This is a genomic window from Marinobacter sp. F3R08, assembly GCF_018860425.1.
Classification (GTDB): domain Bacteria; phylum Pseudomonadota; class Gammaproteobacteria; order Pseudomonadales; family Oleiphilaceae; genus Marinobacter.
Genome location: NZ_JAHKPI010000015.1, coordinates 409,004 through 429,620, shown reverse-complemented (window position 1 = coordinate 429,620; position 20,617 = coordinate 409,004). Strand labels below are relative to the sequence as shown.

18 protein-coding genes are annotated in these 20,617 nt (G+C 55.8%); 6 read left to right on the top strand and 12 right to left on the bottom strand.

Annotated elements, in window-relative coordinates:
• Window positions 1-16 precede the first annotated feature (16 nt).
• A complete protein-coding gene (gene fixJ / locus KO499_RS11055; RefSeq protein WP_215983792.1) occupies window positions 17-643 on the bottom strand; it encodes a response regulator FixJ in 627 nt (208 codons plus the stop codon).
• Window positions 644-682: 39 nt separating this feature from the next.
• Window positions 683-3,091: a Lon protease family protein gene (locus KO499_RS11050; RefSeq protein WP_215983791.1), complete on the bottom strand. Its 2,409-nt coding sequence runs from the start codon at window positions 3,089-3,091 to the stop codon at window positions 683-685.
• A 217-nt stretch (window positions 3,092-3,308) separates the two neighbouring features.
• Here KO499_RS11050 and KO499_RS11045 point away from each other — a divergent pair, with 217 nt between their 5' ends.
• Window positions 3,309-3,686, top strand: a complete 378-nt coding sequence (locus KO499_RS11045; RefSeq protein WP_215983790.1) for a PilZ domain-containing protein — start codon at window positions 3,309-3,311, stop codon at window positions 3,684-3,686.
• A 14-nt stretch (window positions 3,687-3,700) separates the two neighbouring features.
• On the opposite strand, the gene KO499_RS11040 is transcribed toward KO499_RS11045, so the two are convergent.
• The gene (locus KO499_RS11040; RefSeq protein WP_215983789.1) at window positions 3,701-4,171 is read right to left on the bottom strand and encodes a flavodoxin family protein; all 471 of its coding nucleotides are present in this window, start codon (window positions 4,169-4,171) and stop codon (window positions 3,701-3,703) included.
• 281 nt (window positions 4,172-4,452) lie between these two features.
• Between KO499_RS11040 and KO499_RS11035 the strand changes: the two genes are divergently transcribed.
• Window positions 4,453-4,713: a hypothetical protein gene (locus KO499_RS11035; protein ID WP_215983788.1), complete on the top strand. Its 261-nt coding sequence runs from the start codon at window positions 4,453-4,455 to the stop codon at window positions 4,711-4,713.
• Here the strand turns inward: KO499_RS11035 and recA are convergent.
• Entirely contained in the window at window positions 4,710-5,756 is a 1,047-nt protein-coding gene (gene recA, locus KO499_RS11030) for a recombinase RecA (RefSeq protein WP_215983787.1), read from the bottom strand. The two genes, KO499_RS11035 and recA, sit on opposite strands and share 4 nt — an antisense overlap.
• A 164-nt stretch (window positions 5,757-5,920) precedes the next feature.
• The gene (gene pncC / locus KO499_RS11025; protein WP_215983786.1) at window positions 5,921-6,421 is read right to left on the bottom strand and encodes a nicotinamide-nucleotide amidase; all 501 of its coding nucleotides are present in this window, start codon (window positions 6,419-6,421) and stop codon (window positions 5,921-5,923) included.
• 81 nt (window positions 6,422-6,502) lie between these two features.
• Between pncC and mutS the strand changes: the two genes are divergently transcribed.
• Both mutS and fdxA read left to right on the top strand, forming a co-directional pair.
• Entirely contained in the window at window positions 6,503-9,133 is a 2,631-nt protein-coding gene (gene mutS, locus KO499_RS11020) for a DNA mismatch repair protein MutS (RefSeq protein WP_215983785.1), read from the top strand.
• Window positions 9,134-9,283: 150 nt separating this feature from the next.
• Window positions 9,284-9,607 (top strand): ferredoxin FdxA, encoded by a 324-nt coding sequence (gene fdxA / locus KO499_RS11015; RefSeq protein WP_215983906.1) that lies wholly within the window; start codon window positions 9,284-9,286, stop codon window positions 9,605-9,607.
• Window positions 9,608-9,678: 71 nt separating this feature from the next.
• On the opposite strand, the gene KO499_RS11010 is transcribed toward fdxA, so the two are convergent.
• The 6 genes from KO499_RS11010 to KO499_RS10985 all read right to left on the bottom strand — a co-directional run bounded on the left by KO499_RS11010 (window position 9,679) and on the right by KO499_RS10985 (window position 16,772).
• Window positions 9,679-10,308, bottom strand: coding sequence for a LysE family translocator (locus KO499_RS11010; RefSeq protein WP_215983905.1), 630 nt, complete (start codon window positions 10,306-10,308; stop codon window positions 9,679-9,681).
• A 53-nt stretch (window positions 10,309-10,361) separates the two neighbouring features.
• Window positions 10,362-11,396, bottom strand: a complete 1,035-nt coding sequence (locus KO499_RS11005; protein ID WP_215983784.1) for a hypothetical protein — start codon at window positions 11,394-11,396, stop codon at window positions 10,362-10,364.
• A 138-nt stretch (window positions 11,397-11,534) separates the two neighbouring features.
• Window positions 11,535-12,485, bottom strand: coding sequence for a DegV family protein (locus tag KO499_RS11000; RefSeq protein WP_215983783.1), 951 nt, complete (start codon window positions 12,483-12,485; stop codon window positions 11,535-11,537).
• A gap of 110 nt (window positions 12,486-12,595) precedes the next feature.
• Window positions 12,596-13,429, bottom strand: a complete 834-nt coding sequence (locus KO499_RS10995; protein ID WP_215983782.1) for a metal-dependent hydrolase — start codon at window positions 13,427-13,429, stop codon at window positions 12,596-12,598.
• A 242-nt stretch (window positions 13,430-13,671) separates the two neighbouring features.
• Window positions 13,672-15,048, bottom strand: a complete 1,377-nt coding sequence (locus KO499_RS10990) for a solute carrier family 23 protein (protein ID WP_215983781.1) — start codon at window positions 15,046-15,048, stop codon at window positions 13,672-13,674.
• Between the two features lie 95 nt (window positions 15,049-15,143).
• Window positions 15,144-16,772 carry an acyl-CoA synthetase gene (locus KO499_RS10985; protein ID WP_215983780.1) on the bottom strand — a complete coding sequence of 543 codons (1,629 nt, stop codon included), beginning with the start codon at window positions 16,770-16,772 and terminating at the stop codon, window positions 15,144-15,146.
• Window positions 16,773-16,923: 151 nt separating this feature from the next.
• Between KO499_RS10985 and KO499_RS10980 the strand changes: the two genes are divergently transcribed.
• Window positions 16,924-18,438, top strand: coding sequence for a PAS domain-containing sensor histidine kinase (locus KO499_RS10980; protein ID WP_215983779.1), 1,515 nt, complete (start codon window positions 16,924-16,926; stop codon window positions 18,436-18,438).
• A complete protein-coding gene (locus KO499_RS10975) occupies window positions 18,431-19,096 on the top strand; it encodes a response regulator transcription factor (protein ID WP_215983778.1) in 666 nt (221 codons plus the stop codon). The genes KO499_RS10980 and KO499_RS10975 overlap by 8 nt, the downstream gene beginning before the upstream one ends.
• Here the strand turns inward: KO499_RS10975 and KO499_RS10970 are convergent.
• Window positions 19,093-20,508 (bottom strand): PLP-dependent aminotransferase family protein, encoded by a 1,416-nt coding sequence (locus tag KO499_RS10970; RefSeq protein WP_215983777.1) that lies wholly within the window; start codon window positions 20,506-20,508, stop codon window positions 19,093-19,095. The two genes, KO499_RS10975 and KO499_RS10970, sit on opposite strands and share 4 nt — an antisense overlap.
• Window positions 20,509-20,617: the final 109 nt, after the last annotated feature.

Genomic DNA, 20,617 nt, shown 5'->3' with positions numbered 1-20,617 from the left:
TATGATGCCGCCGGGATTACCCTGCGTCGATAAGGTCCTTTACGGACAGGACCATACGAACGAGATGTGCCAGGGAATGTGTACCCATTTTATGCATAACACGGGAGCGGTGAATCTCCACCGTGCGCTGACTGATTTCCAGCTCAATGGCAATGACCTTGTTGGCCTGACCGGCAATCATCCGATCCATAATCTCGTGTTCCCGGGGCGTCAGGCTCTTGATACGGCGAATAATCTCCTGCTTTTCATCCAGGGATTTACGCTGATCCAGATCCTGCTTCAGTGCCGCCTCGATTTTTTCCAGCAGCGCTTCTTCGCGGTAAGGCTTCTGGATGAAGTCTACTGCGCCCTCTTTCATGGCATCCACGGCCATGGGAACGTCGCCGTGGCCGGTCACAAAAATGATCGGAAGAATAGAGTGCTTTTCATTGAGTTTTTTCTGGAGCTCCATGCCATCCATACCGGGCATGCGGATATCCAGCACAATGCAGCCCGCCATCTTGTCGGAATACTCTTTCAGAAACGCAGTTGCACTTTCAAAGGTTTTGACCGGCTTGCCGTCGGATTTCAGCAGCAACTCCAGAGAATCCCGGACTGCTTCATCGTCCTCTACCACGAATACGGTTTGCTGGATATCAGTCATCAGTGTGTTCTCTCCTGTCCGTTTTCTTATGATCGCCGGTCAGTGAATTGACGGGTCTTTTGGGTCCTCACGAGCATGTTCCTGACGCTCGTGCTCCCTCATTGATTCAAGCCGTTGCTGGATAATGCCAAAAACACTCTGCTTCGGGTACCGGCCTTTATCATCGGCCTTGCCCGCCGGCTTGCCAAGCAGAAGGGTTATGGCTTCCTCAACACGGGCAACGGCATAGACCGAAAACTGCCCCGTACGCACCGCCTGCACAACTTCGCTGTCGAGCATCAGGTTCTGCACATTGGTACTGGGCACAATGACGCCCTGGCTGCCAGAGAGTCCACCCTTGAGCTGGCAGGTTGTGAAAAAGCCTTCGACCTTCTCGTTGACTCCGCCAATGGGCTGAACCTCACCAAACTGGTTGACCGACCCTGTAATCGCGAGATCCTGTCGTACCGGAATACCGGACAGGGACGACACCAACGCACACAGCTCAGCGAGCGAGGCACTGTCACCGTCCACCTCACCATAATTCTGCTCAAACGTAAGACTGGCCGACAGATGCATCGGATCGTTGACCGCAAAATGAGAGGCCAGCCAGGAACTCAGGATCATCACACCCTTGGAGTGAATATTACCGCCGAGTTTCACATCGCGCTCAATATCGATGACCGCGCCATCTCCATAATAGCAGGTCGCAGTGACACGGTTGGACAAGCCGAACTCGAAACCACCTGTAGACAGCACTGACAACGCATTGACCTGACCAACACAATTGCCGCTCGTTGTTACGAGCGTGGTGCCATCACGGATCGAATCATAGAATTGGTCCCTGATCCTGCTGCTGCGATATTTTGCACTTTCCAGTGCTCTCTCCACGTGGAGGTCCTGAATCAGTCTGGCGCCGGCCTGCCGGGCCCAGAAATCCGATTCGCGGAGAAGATTCGCAATATCTGCCGCGTGCAGTGACAGTCGGTCCTGATGCTCAGCCATCCGGGCGCTGTGCTCAATGATCCTGGCAACCGCCTTGTTCGAACAGTGCAGCAATTTCTTCTCGCTCACAAGACTGGCGATAAACTTGGCGTAGAGCAACTGGCTGGCATCGGAACGGTACATCTCATTCTCGAAATCCGCTGTCACCCGGAACAGTTCGGCAAACTCGGAATCGTACTCCTGTAACAGCATCCAGGTTTCACGATCACCGAACAAAACAATTTTCACATCCAGTGGAACCGACTCGGGCTCGATGGAGATGGTTCCTGAAAGAGTGAGCTCTCTCTCCAGGGAGTTAATCTGTATGGATTTTGATCGCAAGGCGCGCTTGAGTCCGTCCCATACGAAAGGCTGTTCCAGAACCTTGATGGCATCCATCAGAAGGTATCCGCCATTGGCCCGATGCAGGCTGCCGGGGCGAATCAGAGAGTAGTCCGTGAACACGGAGCCCTTGAAGGTAACGTTCTCCACATACCCAAACAGATTGTGATAGGTGGGATTGTCCTCCACGACAACCGGCACTTCATTGGTCTTCTGGTGCACCAGCACATTGATCAGATACCGGCGAGGCATTTTCTTGTCGAGGGAGGCGTAGGCAATCGCAGCCTGCTCCTCGTTATCCTCAAGAAAGATGTCCAGATTCTCGACCAGATCCGCCCTTACCGCCTCGAAGTACGCCAATACCTCGGGAAGATCCTTGTATTTCTCGACCAACTCATCAATCTGATGACCGGAAATGCTCTCCAGGGTCTCCTGGTTCAGGGCTTGCTGTTTGTCAGCGTACTCCTGCTCCCAGTCGGCCAGTTTGCGCAGCGCCTGCCGGAGCTTTTTCTCCAGTTTGTTGATCGAATCTTCAAACTTGTCTCGTTGCTCATCCGTCAGAGCCTGGAAAGATTCCGCCGTATGGGGCTCTTCACCGTTCATGGCAACCAACCGGTAACCACCCGGCGTAGTTACCGTCAGGTTGACTTTTTTTCGTCTGGCCTGTGCTGCGACCTTCTCCAACTCGTCTTCCTGCTTCTGTCCGTACTCGTTCTTCAACTGCTCAGAACGCTCAAGAAAACTATCGCTGTCAAAGGTCTGGGGAATCACCTTTACCAGGCGACTCATCAGCTTTTCCATGTCCTGCTTGAGCTGTGTCCCCTTTCCGGCAGGAAGCTGGAGCAGTTTCGGTATACGAGGCTCCTCGAAATTAGCCACGTAGCACCAGTCATGACTCTGCTGATCCGTATCCACATGGTGCTCAAGGTAGCGCAACATCATGGTGCGCTTACCCAGGCCATTACGGCCAACGGCGTAGACATTGTAGCCGCCGTGGGGCATCGCCAGAGCGAAACGCACAGCTTCCTGAGCGCGGTTCTGGCCAACAATTTCAGCCAGCGGCTCCAGTTGCTTGGTGGTTTTAAACGGCAGATCCTTCAGAACACATGCTTTGTAGAGCTGGTGCAGAGACAGTGACTTCAAGGTTAGGTCCTGTAACGATTAACACATTGGCCGATCATTGTAGATTCTGTGGTCAGCTCTGTCGCGTGCAGCAGGAAGATTTCTGGAATTGCGCACAATGCGCAGCAATATGTTGACCAGTTCACATTTTCGCAATCGGTTATTTTTCAGGCAATCTATGCGGAACTACACTTCGTGGTCCAATCCCAAATCCAATGCAAGCAACGGACGGCAGCGTATGACCCATGATTCCGCAGAGCGCAGAATCAAGAACCGCTACCCAGCTTCCTGCCTGAAGGTCCAGCTTCAGGAACGTGGTTTCTTTCGCCGAGGCAAACAATCCACACCGGTTACCTGCCTTGATCTCAACCGCTACGGTATGGCAATACTGTGCCCAAGGCCGCTGGAGCCTGGAGTCCGCCTGTACATGGATTTTGATGGCAAATACATCAGTGAATCCCAGGTTAGTGCCCGCGTGGTGGAATGCCACCCCTATCAGACCGGTTATCGCGTCAGCGTTCAGTTCAGCTATTGCCTGGATAACAAGAGATATTCACGAACCGTCGACAACGCTCTGTCACGGATTGAAGGCATTTACAACCGATTTGCCAGCTAAGCCGGCTCCTCCGCTTACACCAATCCCGCATCCAGACTGGCCGCCACATACATTCCGAGCTCCCTGCACTGGTATTCGAAAGCAACCTGGTACTCTCCCCTGCAAATAAGGGGCTCCTGAATCCGCTTCCAGCGCAGACCTCTAGTAATACTTTCAATCGCCCGGTTGGTGCCTGTGCCGTCGTGGCCGGCCCGGATGAAGTAAGCAAAAGGCAAACCCTGGGTTTTCTCCAGGCAGGGATAGTAACTGCGATCAAAAAAATCCTTCAGGGCCCCGCTCATATACCCGAGGTTTTCAGTCGTGCCGAGAATGATGGCATCACAAGCAAGAACATCCTCAGGGCCAGCATCCAGTGGCGCGAGGACAGTTACCTCAACATTCTCAATGTCTTCGTGACGGGCACCCTGCACTGCTGCGTCCCGAAGGGTGAGGGTGTTCGGGGATGGCGCATGGGCAACGATCAGTAATCTCTTTTTTGCGTCCATACCTTGCCCCATGTGTGGCTGAAGAATGGCAGATCTGAGCGATCATTGGATATCTATGCATTCTGCCACCAGCGGCTTTCTGAATTCCAGCATGGCCCAATCAATTCTCCCGATAAAAACCAGTGCGAACGAATCCAGGAATCACAAGCACAGATGTTCACTTTCCGTACAGCACAGAGATGAAATCTGGAGATCTGTTACGCGCACTTTCAGGCGATCTGAATCGATACTTTGCAAAGACTTCTGCTTAGCATGTTTAAACTGCACAGGAGGAAAAGTCGATGCAAAAAATCAACGCTTCAAAGCTACACAAACTCTATCGCCGGATGAAATACAGAAACTGGATCAGAAGGCAGCTGCAGCAAGCTGGCGGTGCCGACTACCTGAGACGACTTGAGACCGATATTGGCGCTGCACCGGGGCACTTCAGGCGAGAACTGGAGGAAACACTGATATCTGGAGAGAGAGCCGAAAAAGGCGCGGATGCGACAGGCGTCAAGTTACGCCTGCCGTCCATGCCCATGTCGCTGATCAAGACTTAAAGCAATTCGCCGTTGGCTTCCGCCGGTGCTTCTTCAGCGTCTTTCTTGGAGACCGGCTTGGGCATCAGCTTGTCCCGAACCTTGGCTTCGATCTCGTTAGCGATGTCCATGTTCTCTTCCAGGAACTTGCAGGCATTGGCCTTGCCCTGGCCAATCTTGTCACCGTTATAGGCGTACCAGGCACCGGACTTGTCAACAAAGCCTTCCTTGACCCCCATATCCAGGACTTCTGCCATGTGGTAGATGCCCTTGCCGTACATGATCTGGAATTCGGCCTGTTTGAACGGCGGCGACACCTTGTTCTTGACGACCTTCACCCGGGTTTCGTTACCCACCACTTCGTCACCGTCCTTCACCGCACCGATACGACGGATATCCAGGCGCACAGAGGAGTAGAATTTCAGGGCGTTACCGCCAGTCGTCGTTTCGGGAGAACCGAACATGACGCCAATTTTCATACGGATCTGGTTGATGAAGATCATCAGGCAGTTGGCGTGCTTCACGTTCCCTGTCAGTTTCCGCAGCGCCTGTGACATTAGTCGCGCCTGCAGACCAACATGGCTATCGCCCATTTCACCCTCGATTTCCGCTTTCGGCGTCAGAGCGGCAACGGAGTCAACGATGATGATGTCAACCGCGTTGGAGCGGACCAGCATATCGGCGATCTCCAGAGCCTGTTCGCCGGTGTCCGGCTGGGAAACCAGCAGATCATCGACATTGACGCCCAGCTTCTCGGCGTAAACCGGGTCGAGCGCGTGCTCGGCATCCACAAACGCACAGGTTTTTCCTGCCTTCTGGGCTTCTGCAATTACCTGAAGGGTAAGTGTGGTCTTACCGGAGCTCTCAGGACCGTAGATTTCGCAGATCCGACCATAAGGAAGGCCACCAATACCCAGAGCAACATCCAGGCCCAGGGAACCGGTGGAGACCGCAGGAATCGCTTCGCGGGGCTGGTCGCCCATTTTCATTACAGCGCCCTTGCCGAACTGGCGCTCGATCTGTCCAAGTGCTGCGCTCAATGCTTTTTTGCGGTTGTCTTCCATCAGTCAAACCCTCTGTCGCCTGAGCCGCCGGCAGTCAATGAAAGGCCGGCAGCGAAATAGTTAGCCGGGAACTCTTAAGGCTTAAACAGCCAATTCCCTGTATATTTGAACAGTATTAAAGCATAACCCGCAGAGGAGACCAACCCCTCCGGATGTGAAAGCCGTCAGAGTTCGCTCACAAATTCGTTAACTCCCTGAAGAGCAAAGAGAACAGCTTGCCGACGCACCTGATCACGGTCGCCCTCGAAACGTTTCACCACCGCTACAGTGGAGGCAGAGTCACTGCCCCAGGCAAACCAGACAGTACCCACAGGCTTGTCCTCACTGCCACCGCCGGGCCCCGCTACACCGCTTATGGCCACGGCGACATCAGCCCCGGTCGCCACCAGCGCACCGGCGACCATTTCCCGCACCACCGGCTCGCTCACTGCACCGTGATCATCCAGCGATTTCGGGGTAACCCCCAGCAGCCCCTGCTTGGCTTCATTGCTGTAGGTTACCAGCCCGCCAAGTACATAAGCCGAGGAACCGGCCCGGTCGGTCAGCACCTTGGCAACCCAGCCGCCAGTGCAACTCTCGGCCGTAGCAACAGTGCGGCCGGCACGCAATAATCGTTCACCAAGGCGGTTACCTGCCCCTTCCAATTCCTGATCGCTGGCCAGCATAATGACCTCCTTCATTTCATCGCGGCGGTTATTTTCTTACAATTCACGCCTTCATCCAAAGCAAGGCTACCGGACCCGTTCATGTCAGCAGCTCAGACCGATCTTTCCAAGCACACTCCAATGATGCAGCAGTACCTGAAGATCAAAGGCCAGCACCCCGATGAACTGGTGTTCTACCGCATGGGGGATTTCTACGAGCTCTTCTACGAAGACGCCAAGAAAGCGGCCGAGCTGATGGACATTACGCTCACCGCCCGGGGTCAGTCCGGTGGCAACCCGATTCCCATGGCAGGTATTCCCTACCATTCCTCTGAGGGCTACATTGCCCGCCTGGTTCGGGCAGGTCAATCCATCGCCATTTGCGAGCAGATCGGTGACCCGGCCACCAGCAAGGGACCGGTGGAGCGCCAGGTGGTCCGTATTGTCACACCGGGCACCCTGAGTGACGACGCCTATCTGGAGGACCGCCGCGACAACCTGCTTGTGGCCATCTATAACCACCGGGAGCAATTCGGCTTTGCGTCTCTGGACATCTCCAGTGGCCGTTTTGCGGTGTCAGAGCTGGAGAACCTGGAAGCCCTGCAGGGAGAACTCCAGCGGGTGCGCCCGGCGGAAATCCTGGTCAGCGAGGATTTCCCCTACCAGGACGTACTGGAAGGCTTCACCGGCATACGGCGCCAGGGGCCCTGGCTGTTCGAGTCAGACACCGCCCGACGGGTGATCACCCAGCAGTTACAGGTGCGCGACCTGACCGGATTCGGGTGCGAGGATCTCAACCTGGCCGTCTGTGCTGCCGGCTGTCTGCTTCAATATGCCCGGGAAACCCAGCGCACCGCCCTGCCCCACATTCGCAAGCTGACCCGTGAACGGCGTGATGAAGCGGTGATCCTGGATGCCGCCAGCCGCCGCAACCTGGAAATTGATACCAACCTGATGGGTGGTCACCAGTACACCCTGGCCTGGGTTATGGACCGCACCGCGACAGCCATGGGTGGCCGGGAGCTCCGGCGCTGGCTGAACCGCCCGCTCCGTGATGTGGAGATTGTCCGCCAGCGCCAGCAAGCGGTTTCTGCCCTGCTCGACGGGTTTCACTACGAACCGGTGCACGACCTTCTGAAAGCCGTTGGTGATATTGAACGGGTACTGGCACGGGTAGCCCTGCGATCCGCGCGCCCACGGGATCTGGCCCGCTTGCGGGATGCCTTCCTGGCATTGCCGGATCTTCAGCAGACACTGAGGCCGGTGAATTCGCACCACGTGGTTAAACTCGCAACCACCATTGGTGAGTATCCGGAACTGGCAGACCTGCTTGAGCGAGCGATCATCGACAACCCGCCAGTGGTGATCCGGGAGGGCGGCGTGATACAGGAAGGCTTCGACGAGGAGCTGGACGAGCTGCGCAACATCAGCGAGAACGCCGGTCAGTACCTGCTTGATGTCGAGACCCGTGAGCGGGAGCGTACCGGTATCAGCACGCTGAAGGTCGGTTATAACCGCGTACACGGCTATTACATCGAAATCAGCCGGGCCCAGTCTGATCAGGCACCGGTGGATTACATTCGACGCCAGACCCTGAAGAATGCCGAGCGATTCATTACGCCGGAACTTAAAGAATTCGAAGACAAGGCTTTAAGTGCAAAGAGCCGGGCCCTGGCCCGCGAGAAGGGCCTGTACGATGACGTGCTGGAAACTGTCGCGGCGCAACTGGCGCCACTCCAGGATGCGGCTCAGGCACTGGCGGAGCTGGATGTTCTGAGCAATTTCGCAGAACGGGCCACCTCACTGCGTTTCTCTGCACCGGAATTCAGCGAGTCTCCGGGTTTTGATATCGAAGAAGGCCGTCACCCGGTGGTCGAGCAATTGCTGGACGAGCCCTTCGTCCCCAACGGTCTGCTGATGGATGGCCAGCGACGAATGCTGGTGATTACCGGCCCGAATATGGGCGGTAAATCCACCTATATGCGCCAGGCCGCGCTGATCGCCCTGCTCGCCTACACCGGCAGCTTCGTACCCGCCAATCGCGTGGTCATCGGCCCGGTGGACCGGATATTCACCCGAATGGGCTCCTCAGACGACATCGCTGGCGGCCGCTCCACGTTCATGGTGGAAATGACCGAAACCGCCAACATCCTGCATAACGCAACCGAACACAGTCTGGTATTGATGGACGAGGTGGGGCGCGGTACAAGCACCTTTGACGGCTTGTCACTGGCCTGGGCGACCGCAGAACATCTGGCTCGGGAAATCCGCTGCTACACCCTGTTTGCCACCCATTACTTCGAGCTGACCCAGCTGGCTGATGAACTGCAACATGCCGTCAACGTCCACCTCACGGCTACTGAGCACGACGACAGCATTGTGTTTCTCCACAACGTGCACGATGGCCCGGCCAGCCAGAGTTATGGGCTTCAGGTCGCGAAACTGGCCGGCGTACCACAGGACGTAATCCGCAACGCCAAAACCCAGCTCTCACACCTGGAAGGCAGTGCCACTCCGGCGGCGCCTGCAGCAACGGACAGCACCGGGCACACCGATGGCGCACGCACAAAACCAGCCACTCAGGTCAGCGAACCCGTCTACCAGGGCGATATGTTTTCAAGTTTTGAGCCCAGCGCGGTGGAAGAGGCCCTCAGCGAGTTGGATCTGGATGGGTTAACCCCACGCGATGCCATGAACCGACTGTACGAACTGAAGGAATTGATGAAGAAATAATGGAAAATTGATCTGTGTAATAAGGTTATAGCAGCCTAACGCTTGCGGCAGTGCGGGTCGCTCCCTACAATATCGCGCATTAAAATATAACGGTGGCGCCAGACGGCGCTCCTGATGAGACTGACCGACCACTGGACCAGGGATCTGACTATGGCGTTTATCGTTACTGATAACTGCATCAAGTGCAAATACACAGACTGCGTGGAAGTCTGCCCGGTAGACTGCTTCTACGAAGGACCGAACTTTCTGGTAATCGACCCGGACGAGTGCATCGATTGTGCGCTTTGTGAGCCAGAGTGCCCGGCCGAAGCCATCTTCTCTGAAGACGAGCTGCCCGCCGATCAGGTTCAGTTTGTTGAGATCAATGCCGATCTCGCAGGCAAATGGCCGAACATCACCGAGAAAAAAGATCCGCTGCCGGATGCTGAAGAGTGGGACGGCAAGCCGGACAAACTCCAGTATCTGGAAAAGTGACCTACTGGCACTGACCAAAAAAAGGGAAGCTGAGGCTTCCCTTTTTTATTACCCGAACGATGCCCGATTCTTTATGTACTGGCCAGTTTTGCTCCCATGGCAACAAAAAAACCACCGGTCAGGCCATTCAGCACCTGCTTGAGCCGAGCGTTCACGCCCAGACTCCGGAAGGTGACCACCACCCAGGCCAGACCGCACTGCCAGAGCATCGCCAGCAGAAAATGCACGCCCGCCAGCATCAGGGATTGTTGAAACGCATTTCCCGCAGGATCTACAAACTGTGGTAGCAAAGCCATATAGAACAGTGCAGTTTTTGGATTCAGAACGTTGGACAGCAAACCCTCCCGGAAAGATACCGCTACTGTAACCTTCCGGCGGACCACCGTTTCTGCGCTCGCCGCTGGGGCTTTGCTACGGCGAAAAGCCTGACGCAACGAGCCAATACCCAGCCACACCAGGTAACAGGCACCTGCCCACTTCAGAGCGGAAAATGCCCAGGCAGTCTCCACAAGCAGAAGCGAAATACCCAGTGCCGAGAGCGTGGCGTGAATAAACAGGCCACTACAGATCCCCGCACTGGTCACATAACCATCCCGCAAGCCGCCACGGCCGGTGTTACGCATCACCAGCAGGGTATCGACACCGGGCGTTATGGTAAGCAATGTGATGGCGACCAGATAGGCCCAGAACAGATCAGAGATCAAAACCTTGGCTCCCTTTATATTCAAAAACAGCCCGACCGGTAATCGAGACGTCAGGCCTCCTGCCGGAGGATTTTACGGGCAGCGGCTGAGGTATAGAAAGGTGCGAGCCGCCGACGAACCAGGGCCTCAACATAGCCCTCTTCCCTCAATACGTCTATAACCGGAATTGCGTAGGCATCCATCTCCGTCATCACAACTTCAGTGCTTACGCCCATGTCCCCCAGAAGATCCGTCAGGGGGCGCTCACCATATTGTGCAAACAGGTGTGAAACCACGGCCCGGGCACAGCCTTCAAAGTAGTCGGTCTTGCGGAACTGCTGCCAGAACTCAAAACCTGACACTAGAAACTCCTGTAACTCCACATCGCCAAGGCCCTCCCGCAGCTCCTCAATGGTGCGCCCCTCCAGAGCCTCCCAGGCGGCCATCACACTGCTCCGTAACTCCTCATCCGACAGAGCCTCATGCAGGAACTGTTCACTCCGACTGATCAGGCCAGGCAAGCTGTCCGATAACCAGGCCTTCAGGCGCCGCTCAAAGGTTTCGTCCAGACCAGGCACGGCTCTGTTGGCCATACGCTTGCCAAACTTCATCATTGAACCGACACCCGGCACAGACTTGGTAATCAGGTTGTCCTCGTACAGGTAGTTCACCAGGCCGTGGTAAACCACGTTAGACACCAGCTCCTGATAGACCGGATGAGCCATAATTTCACTGATGATTCGCTCACGCTGATGCCTGAGCTCAAGGGCCTCTTCGAGAAAACCGGTTGCCTGCTCACGCGTGATAATCTCCCCCAGAGTGGTTTGGGACTGCACGCTCGCATTAAGCACCTCGGTGGCCATGTCCGCCGCCAGTCGCGGAATGCCTGGGTCCAGCTCCATGTTCATCACAATCCGCTGGATCACCCCCATCACCTGCGCCTCTGAGGTAATCCGGTTCAGGGTTATCTTACCGGCATAACTCCAGAGTTCTGTCACCTCCTGCTCCAGAAACCTGTGTAACTTTGCCCCCTTGAGTGAGGCCAGCTCGTGCTTCACATGCTGTTCAAGCAACTCGGTAGCCAGATCGGATCTGCCTTTGGTCATGGCATCAGTAGTCCTGTTATTGGAAAGGAGTGCATTGTTCAGAGGCTAACATGAAGCATGGGCAGGAGGATTCGCTTAAATCACAGGCGAACAAATGCGGCCGGGCCAGTCCGGTTCAACCGCATCTATTTGATGAGCTTACTGGAAATCGTTGAAGGTGTGAGGTTCTGCAGCCAGAGCCAGGCAAAGACTGCCTGGACCGACATAGATACTGCTGGTTATGCCCATCTGAGACAGCAGCAGTTCAACACCGTTCCGTTCACAGGCGTCCCTGAGGCGATTGAGGCCGGGCAGATCCTCGATCTCTGTCCAGGTAAGGCCGCACGACAGGCTGACGTAGGGGGTCAGCAGCCCGGCTTCCACCCGCGCAGCGGCATAATTCATGACCTTTTCCACCGCGACATCGAAACTCCGGGTTTTGGCAGCAGGTTGACCTTCAGCGCCCTGTCCAAAAATGACCGGCGTAATATTGAGCGTTTTTCCAAGAAAGGCACCCAGTGCTGATACGCTTTTGTCGCCACGACGCCTTGCCCGCTCGCGGATATAGTGCAGGTCCCGTGGAATTACGCATGTGTAGATGTTGTCCGAAAAGTTCTCTACCTCATGACGCAGTGCATTCTTGGACACTTTCTCGTCGATCAGTTTCAGGGTGTGAGCGACCAGCAAACCCTGGCCGGCAAAAATCTGCTTGCTGTCGATGACCCTCATGAAAAACCGGCCCTCGCGACCTGCGACCTCCCGCGCACGTTCGTACTTCGCAAGAACACTGTTCATCGCCTCTGTGGCATTCTGAAAAATCAGGCTGCGGGTTTTCGTGACCGTCTCACAGATCGCAACATCAAACTGGGTAACGATCTTCTCCATGAACAGATCATGGATCTGTTGCGTTGTGAACGCCCGGGTTTCGGCCTCGTGCCCTTTCTGTAACAGGCCACTCTGGTAGAACTCCTGGGTGCGGACGGGATCGTGATCGTCTATATAGGTCTGACCGTCTATTACGGCAGTGACAGGAAGAATGAACAAATCGTGCTTGCGGCTGAACTCATAGGGTAAATCGCACGCAGAATCGACGATCAAACCAACTCGCATGATGGGCCTCCAACTTCGGGCAACTTCTCAATCGGAAGTCCCCTTTATTTATTGTCGTTATTCTTTGTGACGCTTAGTGTTACACAACCTTCCCGGGATTTCAGCACCCCCTACCCTGTAGAGGAAGCCATACCCAGTTCCTTCAGGTTCCGTTCAAGGAGCTCCCGGTTGTCCTGCTGCCAGGGATGAAAGCCTTTGCGCAGGTAAGCCAGAAACTCCGGCAGACACTTACGCAGAATCCCGGGTCTGCCCCAGAGAAAGTTGAAACCACCCGCCCAGGTACCGAACTTCCATAGTTTGCCGTCAGATTTCAGCAAGCTGCAGGTATTGATGAAGGTGTATTTCAGGAAATTCCAGGTAACAAACAGGAAAATAACCCGGCGCAGCCGTTCATTGCCGACACATTCCCGGTAAACGTCAAAGGCAACGGATTTATGTTCGGTTTCCTCAACAGCATGCCAGCGCCAGAGCTTCGCCATGGCTGGCGTGGCCCCTTCCATCCATTCAGGTTGACTCAGGATGGCGTTTGCCAGAACAGCCGTGTAATGCTCGGCACCGCAGGTGCCCGCCAGTTGCTGGCTTGGTGGCAGCTTGTTCACCCACGTCATGTGCTTTCGGAATCGTGCGTCCAACGCATCGATGTCGTAGCCTCGTAGTTTCAAGGCTTCGTTATAGTCATTATGTTCGCGGCTGTGCAGGGCTTCCTGACCAATAAAACCACGAATTTCCGCTTTCAGCTTGGGGTCCTCGATCCGGTCACGATAAAGCCGAACAGCATTGATGAAATGTTGTTCGCCGCGAGGGAATTGCAGAGACAGTGCGTTGAAAAACGCTGTCCGGAAGGCATCATCGCCATGCCAGAGCGTTTTGAGGTCTTCTTCGATATCGAACCGCAAATGTCTCGGCTCAACAGACACACCCTCGGGCGTGGAACTGATTGTCATGACTGCCTCCTGTTTTTGTAATTTTGTTTTCAGCAATGAACAGCGGACAAAAAATCATCAGTCGACACAGTTTAAACCCGGAAACCGAAGAGAAGGAAGCCACAACCAGGAAAAAAATGACAACCTGTCACCAAATGACAGTCTGTCAACATTGCATTGAAAGCAAAAAAAGGGAGGCACGAAGCCTCCCAAGGACACACAGGGGGTCAGCGCCCTCCGGCTCAGTGCCGGAAGGCACAGATTTAGTGCTCTTCTGTGGATTGCTTCCCCGGAGCCTCCGGGTCGGCGGTAAAGCCAAGCAATTTGGTGCGTTCGATCAGGAAATAGAGGACAGCACCCGTGGCGAGGCCCCAGCCTGCACCGTACACCGCCAGAACCACACCCATGGTGCCGGCAATGCCGCGCTCAGTATTGTTTTCCAGCTGTTCCAGACCAACCATCAGACAGATATAGCCCGTCAGCAGCAGGGTCAGCGACAGGGCGATCGGCAGCACCGGCTGGAAGAAGCTCACCAGGGGCAGAACAAACAGTGCGATAAACCCGGTGATCCAGAAGGTACCACCGCCACTGTAGATGGAGTCCATGGCATTACGGCCGTATTTGTAACGCTCAGCCATGGTCGCAGTCACGGCCGTCCAGATTGGACCGGCCAGGCCAGGATAGGGCGCGAAAAACGCATGACCACCGTTACGGATAGCGGTTACCAGGTGCACACGGTCAATGCTGTTATCAATGTCTTCATCTTTACGAAGATGATCGACGCGATTCATCAGTGACTGGCCGACCACGATGTCCCCGAAGGCGATTACATAGGCAATCACCGCCGTTGGAATCGCGTACAGGAATACATTCGCATCCGGAAAACCAACGGCGAATGGCAGGTAGTTCCACAGCTCATCAAAGGCCGGTTTGGTAATACCCCACTCGACGTTCGGCACCGCGTATTCGCCCGTGATAAAGCCAACCAGGATAGCCACCACCATCCCCGGAACCATGCCGTAGTTGGCAATCTTGCGGGCAATCGAATTGCTTTCAACAAAGCCTTTGAAAGACACGGAGAACATCAGGTAAAGGCACACCAGACCACCGATGATCAGGGAGATCGGCGTATTTGCCAGTCGGCCCCCGGCCTCGATCTCACCCATCAGGGCTGCGATACCGGCCCCAATGATGATTCCCCCTTTCATGGAGCGGGGAATCAGTTCCACCAGCTTGCTACCAAGCCGGGTAACACCGAGTACGAGGAAAATGATGAACACCAGGAATTGCAGGGCGAACAGGGCCTGGATCGCTTCAGGGCCTGGCTCATAGTCACTCAGGAACAGCAGCACGACCGGAATACCGGGTGTTATCCAGCCTGGCACCAACGGGACGCCCAGCAGTGCAGGTAACATGAATCCGATACCACAGATCACCACGTAGGCCAGGGCGACGTCGTAAGGCACGCCCAGGTATTTCTCAAGCAGCGGAATCATGGCCAGGCTGACCACGAACATGATCAACGCCTGGACCATCTCCGCAAATTCCCAACGGTAATGGACAAACGGCAGGCGGATCTTGAAGGGACCAGCCGGCCAGTACGGCTGCTCTTCCCCGTTCTTTCGGTGAAACATTTGCATAAAAGGACCTCCGGGCTCACGCGGCGCGTGTGCCTGATAATGTTGTTTTTCAGGTAAGAGTCGGCTGCGCCCGGACAGCGCAGCCGGTCAGGAGATCAGTTGAGCTCTTTGGCCTGATCTCTCAGCACGAACTTCTGAATCTTGCCCGTAGAGGTTTTGGGCAGTTCCGAGAAGACGATGGTCTTGGGTACTTTGAACCGGGCCAGATGTTCGCGACAGAAGTTGATGATGTCTTCTTCACTGACCTGCCCCGCTTCAGGCTTCAGCGTCACGAAAGCACAAGGCGTTTCGCCCCATTTCTCATCCGGCCGGGCGACCACGGCTGCTTCCAGAACCGCCGGGTGCCGGTACAGGGTATCTTCAACCTCAATGGTGGAGATATTCTCACCACCGGAGATGATGATGTCCTTGAGTCGGTCCTTGATCTCCATATATCCGTCTTCGTGCCATACCGCCAGATCACCGGTGTGGAACCAGCCTCCCCGGAAAGCTTCTTCGGTCGCCTTGGGGTTCTTGAGGTAACCTTTCATCACGGTATTACCGCGCAGGAAAATTTCACCAATGGTCTTGCCGTCTTTAGGCACCGGCTCCATGGTGTTCGGATCACCAACCATAGTGCCTGCCAGGGTGTGATAACGAACGCCCTGACGGGCTTTTTTGCGGGCACGATTGTGCAATGACAGCGCATCCCATTCAGTCTTCCAGGCACACACCGTCACCGGGCCGTAGACTTCGGTCAGGCCATAGACATGAGTCACCTGGATACCCATTTCTTCGATAGCACCGATCACCTGGGCGGGAGGCGCTGCGCCAGCAGTCATCGACTTCACTTCGTGATCAATACCTGCCTTGGCAGATTCCGGAACAGTCAGCAGTGCGTTGAGCACAATCGGAGCACCACACATATGGGTGACCTGATGGTCGCGGATCAGTTGGAGGATTTTCTCGGGATCAACCCGACGCAAACAGACATGGGTACCGGCCATGGCAGTGATGGTCCAGGGGAAACACCAGCCGTTGCAGTGGAACATCGGCAAGGTCCACAGGTACACCGGATGCATGTCCATGGACCACACAGTCTGGTTGCCGATGGAATTTATGTAAGCGCCGCGATGATGATAAACCACACCTTTCGGGTTACCGGTGGTGCCCGAGGTGTAGTTCAGGGAAATGGCATCCCATTCGTTCTCGGGAAAGCTCCATTGGAATTGCGGATCCCCTTCCTGCAGGAAGGCCTCGTAATCCAGGTCACTGACCTGAACACCCTCGCCGTACTCGGGATCATCAACATCAATCACCAGAGGCTTGTTATCCAGACGGCTAACGGCGTCTTTAATCACCTCACCGAATTCCCGGTCCGCGATTACAACCTTGGCCTCACCGTGCCCAAGCATGAAGGCAATCGCCTCGGCATCCAGACGGACGTTAAGGGTATTGAGCACTGCACCAATCATCGGAACCCCGAAGTGGGCTTCCACCATGGCAGGAATATTCGGCAGCATCACGGCAACGGTGTCACCGCGATCAATTCCACGCCCCTTCAGAGCAGATGCCAGCCTGCGGCAGCGTTCATAGGTTTGTGCCCAGTTATACCGGATCGCCCCGTGAACAATGGCAGGGTATTCCGGGTAAACACTGGCGGTGCGCTCAATAAAGTCGATTGGAGACTGGACGGCGTAGTTTGCATCAACGGGCGCTAGGCCCTGGTCGAAGATCGAGGTCATTGCGTGGTCCTCTTGATTACTGTTGTTCTTATGACGTATTCAGGAATATCGCTAAAATAGCTATACTTCGGGCTGGCCAGAATAGTATTGGATAGAAGAAATACTAGAAATTATACCAATGTATTATGGGTAATATACTATAAATAAAGCCATGACCGATTCTTCCCCTTCAAGTGTATTTAGTTTGCACGACGCCGACCCGCAACCCGGATTGATTCTGAATGTCACCGGCAGCGTGCTCATGGGTAACCGTGCCTGCGATACGCTGCGCCAGAACGCAAATCTGGCCTCGTCAGTCGGATTGCTCCCGGTCAACTTCATGGCATTGATCAAGTCCGCCCTTGAACAGGACAGGGCCATAGAAAACGTGGAATCCAGAATCCCCGTCAACGCCTCGGAGCGTATCCTGATCTGGAGCTTTATCCCTGACTCCGGCAGCAGCCGGGTTCTGGCCCGGGCGCGAGATGCCACCGAAGAGGTGCTGGGCCGGGAGGAGGCCACCCGGTCCAACCGGCTTTACCGGCTGATCACCGAAAACACCACCGACCTCATTTCCCGGCACGCACCAGGCGGGCACTTTATCGATGCTACGCCCGCTTCCTGGCGGTTACTGGGATACTGGCCGGAAGAGCTTCGGGGCAAGCCACTTGATCAGATCCTGCGGGGCAACAACGTGGCACAAAAACTGGCGGAAACCCGCAACCGGCTCAGGGATGACGGCTATGCCACCATGACCGTTGAGATTAATCACCGGGACGGCTCCCGCCGCTGGTTCGAAATTGCCAGCCGGGCCATTCGCGAAACCTACACCGGCGCCGTTATCGAAGTAGTCAGCGTCTCCCGGGACATTACTGCCAGGGTGGAATCGGAGGAAAACAGTCGTCGGTTGGCAGACGAACTCGCCCACACCGCCAGACTGGCAACTCTGGGCGAATTCGCGTCCAGTATTGCCCATGAGATGAACCAGCCCCTGGCAACCATCGTGAACTTTGCCAGCGCCAGCCAACGCTATCTGAAAAGCGCCCGAACCAACCCCGAATGCCTGGATCGGGTGGACGACGGGCTGCAAAAGATTGTTCACCACGCCAACCGCGCCTCGGAAGTGATCAAGCGCCTGCGCGCCTTCCTGCGCAAGGGCCACAAGCGGACAGCGCCAATAGCGCTGAATGATGTGGTTACCAACGTAACGCGACTGTGCCAGGGGGAAGCAGAAAAAAATCAGGTTCGAATCTATGAGAGATTGGCTCGCCGCGCCCCGGTGATCACGGCCGACCCGGTGCTTCTGGAGCAGGTTCTGATCAACCTGATCCGCAATGGCATCGAAGCCAATACTGAAGCCCGAGATGACGAGGCGTCACCCTCACCGTCCCGTATTGTCATCACAACCTGCGTCAATGATCAGGACGAAACCCTGATTGAAGTCATCGATGAAGGCCCCGGACTTGATGAACAATCCATCCGACAGATGTTCCAGCCGTTTTACACCAGCAAGCCGCAGGGGCTGGGCCTCGGGCTCTCCATGAGTCGCTCAATCATTGAAGGATTTGGTGGCTTCCTGGACGCACGCCCGGCGAAAACCGGGGGCCTGTCCCTGATTTGCCGCTTTCCCGCCAGTCAGGGCCAGAAACACAGAACAACAACCACGGAGATCCAGCCAGATGACTAACCACGCGAAACCGGAAGCCACCACCGTCTGTATTGTTGACGACGATGCGGGAATGCTGGAATCGACCCAGTGGTTGCTGGAATCGGTTGGCCTGAACGTCGAAGCCTACAGCGACGGCCGGACATTCCTTGACGCTGTAGGCAACAAGAAAGCCGGCTGCGTCGTTCTGGATGTCCGCATGCCAGGCCTCGGCGGCCTCAACGTCCAGGAAGAACTGCAAAAGCGGGGCCTGGATCTGCCTATTATCTTCGTCTCCGGCCACGCTGACGTACCCATCGTTGTCAGGGCATTCAAATTTGGTGCCTTCGATTTCATTGAGAAGCCATTCAATGAACAACTGCTGTTAGACAGCGTGCAACAGGCGCTACAGGAACACAGGCACACCGACAATCAGCCGTCCCGGGACGAAACCACCGACGCTCTCCTTGCAACCCTGACGCGCAGAGAGCGGGACGTTTTTCTTCCGCTGGCCAGGGGCTACACCAGCCGGGAAATCGCGGACCAGTTGAATGTCAGCGTAAAGACCATTGATCTTTACCGGGCCCGGGTGATGAAACGCCTGGGTGCAGACCGTTTGCCAGACGTTACCGGAACCGCCATTGCGGCTGGCTTGCTGGACCCTCTCGACCTTCGGGGCGAAGGAAAAGAGCAACCTTAGCACTCGGCGACCGGCGCCTCGTGAGCCAGTGCACCCAGCCTGGCCACCGCCTGTTCAATCCGCTCACTCCAGGGATTGGCACTGTTCAGCCTCAGGCAGTTCTCGTATTTGTTGGCGGTAGAAAACATCAGTCCCGGAGCGACGTTGATATTTTCGGCCCTGGCCTTTTGATAGACCCCGGTTCCGGAAACACCGTCCGGCAACTGCACCCAGAGCACGAAGCCACCCTGGGGCCGACTTACGGCGGTGCCTTCCGGAAATGCCCGGGCCACGGCGGCGCGCATCCGCTCGGTACTCTCCCGATAATTCTGCCGGGCTGACCGCAGATAACGGTCATAGCCGCCCTGTTCCAGAAAATGCGCCACCGCCATCTGGGAAATCGAGGAGGTGGCCAGGTTCATGAAATACTTGTGCTGCCGGGCACTGGCCATGTAACGCCCGGGCACCATCCAGCCAAGGCGCAAACCTGCCGAGATCGTTTTTGAAAAGGAACTGCAGTAAATCACATTATCGCTACGATCAAACGCCTTTGCCGGCCGCGGCCTGTCTCCCGAATGTTGGAGATCCCCGTATATATCGTCTTCAATCAGAGGAACTCCCACAGCCGCCAGCATGGAGACCAACTGTTTTTTCCGCTCGTCTGACATCCGTGCCCCCATAGGGTTGCTGTGATTGGTCACCACAACGCACGCCTTCAATGGCCACTGTTCCAGTGCCAGCTGCAACCCCTCAAGACTCAACCCCTCAGAGGGATGGGTGGGGATTTCAATTACCTTCAGCCCGACAACCTCAAGGGCCTGAAGAATGCCGGGAAAAGACGGCGATTCGACCGCCACAATATCGCCGGGCTGGGTCACCGCCCGCAGCGCCAGGATGATAGCCTCCTGAGCACCATTGGTAGCCAGCACTTCATCCGGGGTTACCGGCACACCGATTGTGGCCATGCGCTGGGCAATCTGTCGCCGGAAAGTTTCCTTCCCGGGAAAGGCGTAATCCAGCGTTTCGCGGCCTCTCCGCGCCGCCCACAGCGTACTCTGCTGGATCTGACGCAGTGGCAGGTAATCCGGGTGTGGAAGCGCGGTAGCCAGGGGCACCATGCGTTTCTGCTCGTCGGCACACAAATCGAGCGCCATCTCACGGGCACTGACCGGCACCGGTCGGCTCCGGTGCCGACGCATGATAGGCTCGGGTGCGTCCACTGCGGGCAGACGTACAAAATAACCACTGCGCTCCCGGGCCTGCAGGAAGCCCCGCGCCTCCAGAGTCTGGTGTGCCTGCAGAATGGTCGAAATACTCACCCCGAACTGCCGGCTGAGAAGGCGCACGCCTGGCAACCGGTCTCCATCCCGGTATACGCCCTCATGAATTAATGCCTGAAGCTGATCCGCCACCTGATTGTAGAGAATGCCCATACCCTGTCCCTCATCAATTAGCCCTCGGGGAGCCACTGCTCTATTGCAACAGAGCACAGACTGATCCGTGCAGTACAGGTACCCCAGAATATAACCGGTACAGATACGA

Coding starts and splice junctions, on each gene's coding strand:
- fixJ (WP_215983792.1), bottom strand. CDS start 643: ATGACTGATATCCAGCAAACCGTATTCGTGGTAGAGGACGATGAAGCA.
- KO499_RS11045 (WP_215983790.1), top strand. CDS start 3,309: ATGACCCATGATTCCGCAGAGCGCAGAATCAAGAACCGCTACCCAGCT.
- KO499_RS11040 (WP_215983789.1), bottom strand. CDS start 4,171: ATGGACGCAAAAAAGAGATTACTGATCGTTGCCCATGCGCCATCCCCG.
- KO499_RS11035 (WP_215983788.1), top strand. CDS start 4,453: ATGCAAAAAATCAACGCTTCAAAGCTACACAAACTCTATCGCCGGATG.
- recA (WP_215983787.1), bottom strand. CDS start 5,756: ATGGAAGACAACCGCAAAAAAGCATTGAGCGCAGCACTTGGACAGATC.
- pncC (WP_215983786.1), bottom strand. CDS start 6,421: ATGCTGGCCAGCGATCAGGAATTGGAAGGGGCAGGTAACCGCCTTGGT.
- mutS (WP_215983785.1), top strand. CDS start 6,503: ATGTCAGCAGCTCAGACCGATCTTTCCAAGCACACTCCAATGATGCAG.
- fdxA (WP_215983906.1), top strand. CDS start 9,284: ATGGCGTTTATCGTTACTGATAACTGCATCAAGTGCAAATACACAGAC.
- KO499_RS11005 (WP_215983784.1), bottom strand. CDS start 11,396: ATGACCAAAGGCAGATCCGATCTGGCTACCGAGTTGCTTGAACAGCAT.
- KO499_RS11000 (WP_215983783.1), bottom strand. CDS start 12,485: ATGCGAGTTGGTTTGATCGTCGATTCTGCGTGCGATTTACCCTATGAG.
- KO499_RS10995 (WP_215983782.1), bottom strand. CDS start 13,429: ATGACAATCAGTTCCACGCCCGAGGGTGTGTCTGTTGAGCCGAGACAT.
- KO499_RS10990 (WP_215983781.1), bottom strand. CDS start 15,048: ATGCAAATGTTTCACCGAAAGAACGGGGAAGAGCAGCCGTACTGGCCG.
- KO499_RS10985 (WP_215983780.1), bottom strand. CDS start 16,772: ATGACCTCGATCTTCGACCAGGGCCTAGCGCCCGTTGATGCAAACTAC.
- KO499_RS10980 (WP_215983779.1), top strand. CDS start 16,924: ATGACCGATTCTTCCCCTTCAAGTGTATTTAGTTTGCACGACGCCGAC.
- KO499_RS10975 (WP_215983778.1), top strand. CDS start 18,431: ATGACTAACCACGCGAAACCGGAAGCCACCACCGTCTGTATTGTTGAC.
- KO499_RS10970 (WP_215983777.1), bottom strand. CDS start 20,508: ATGGGCATTCTCTACAATCAGGTGGCGGATCAGCTTCAGGCATTAATT.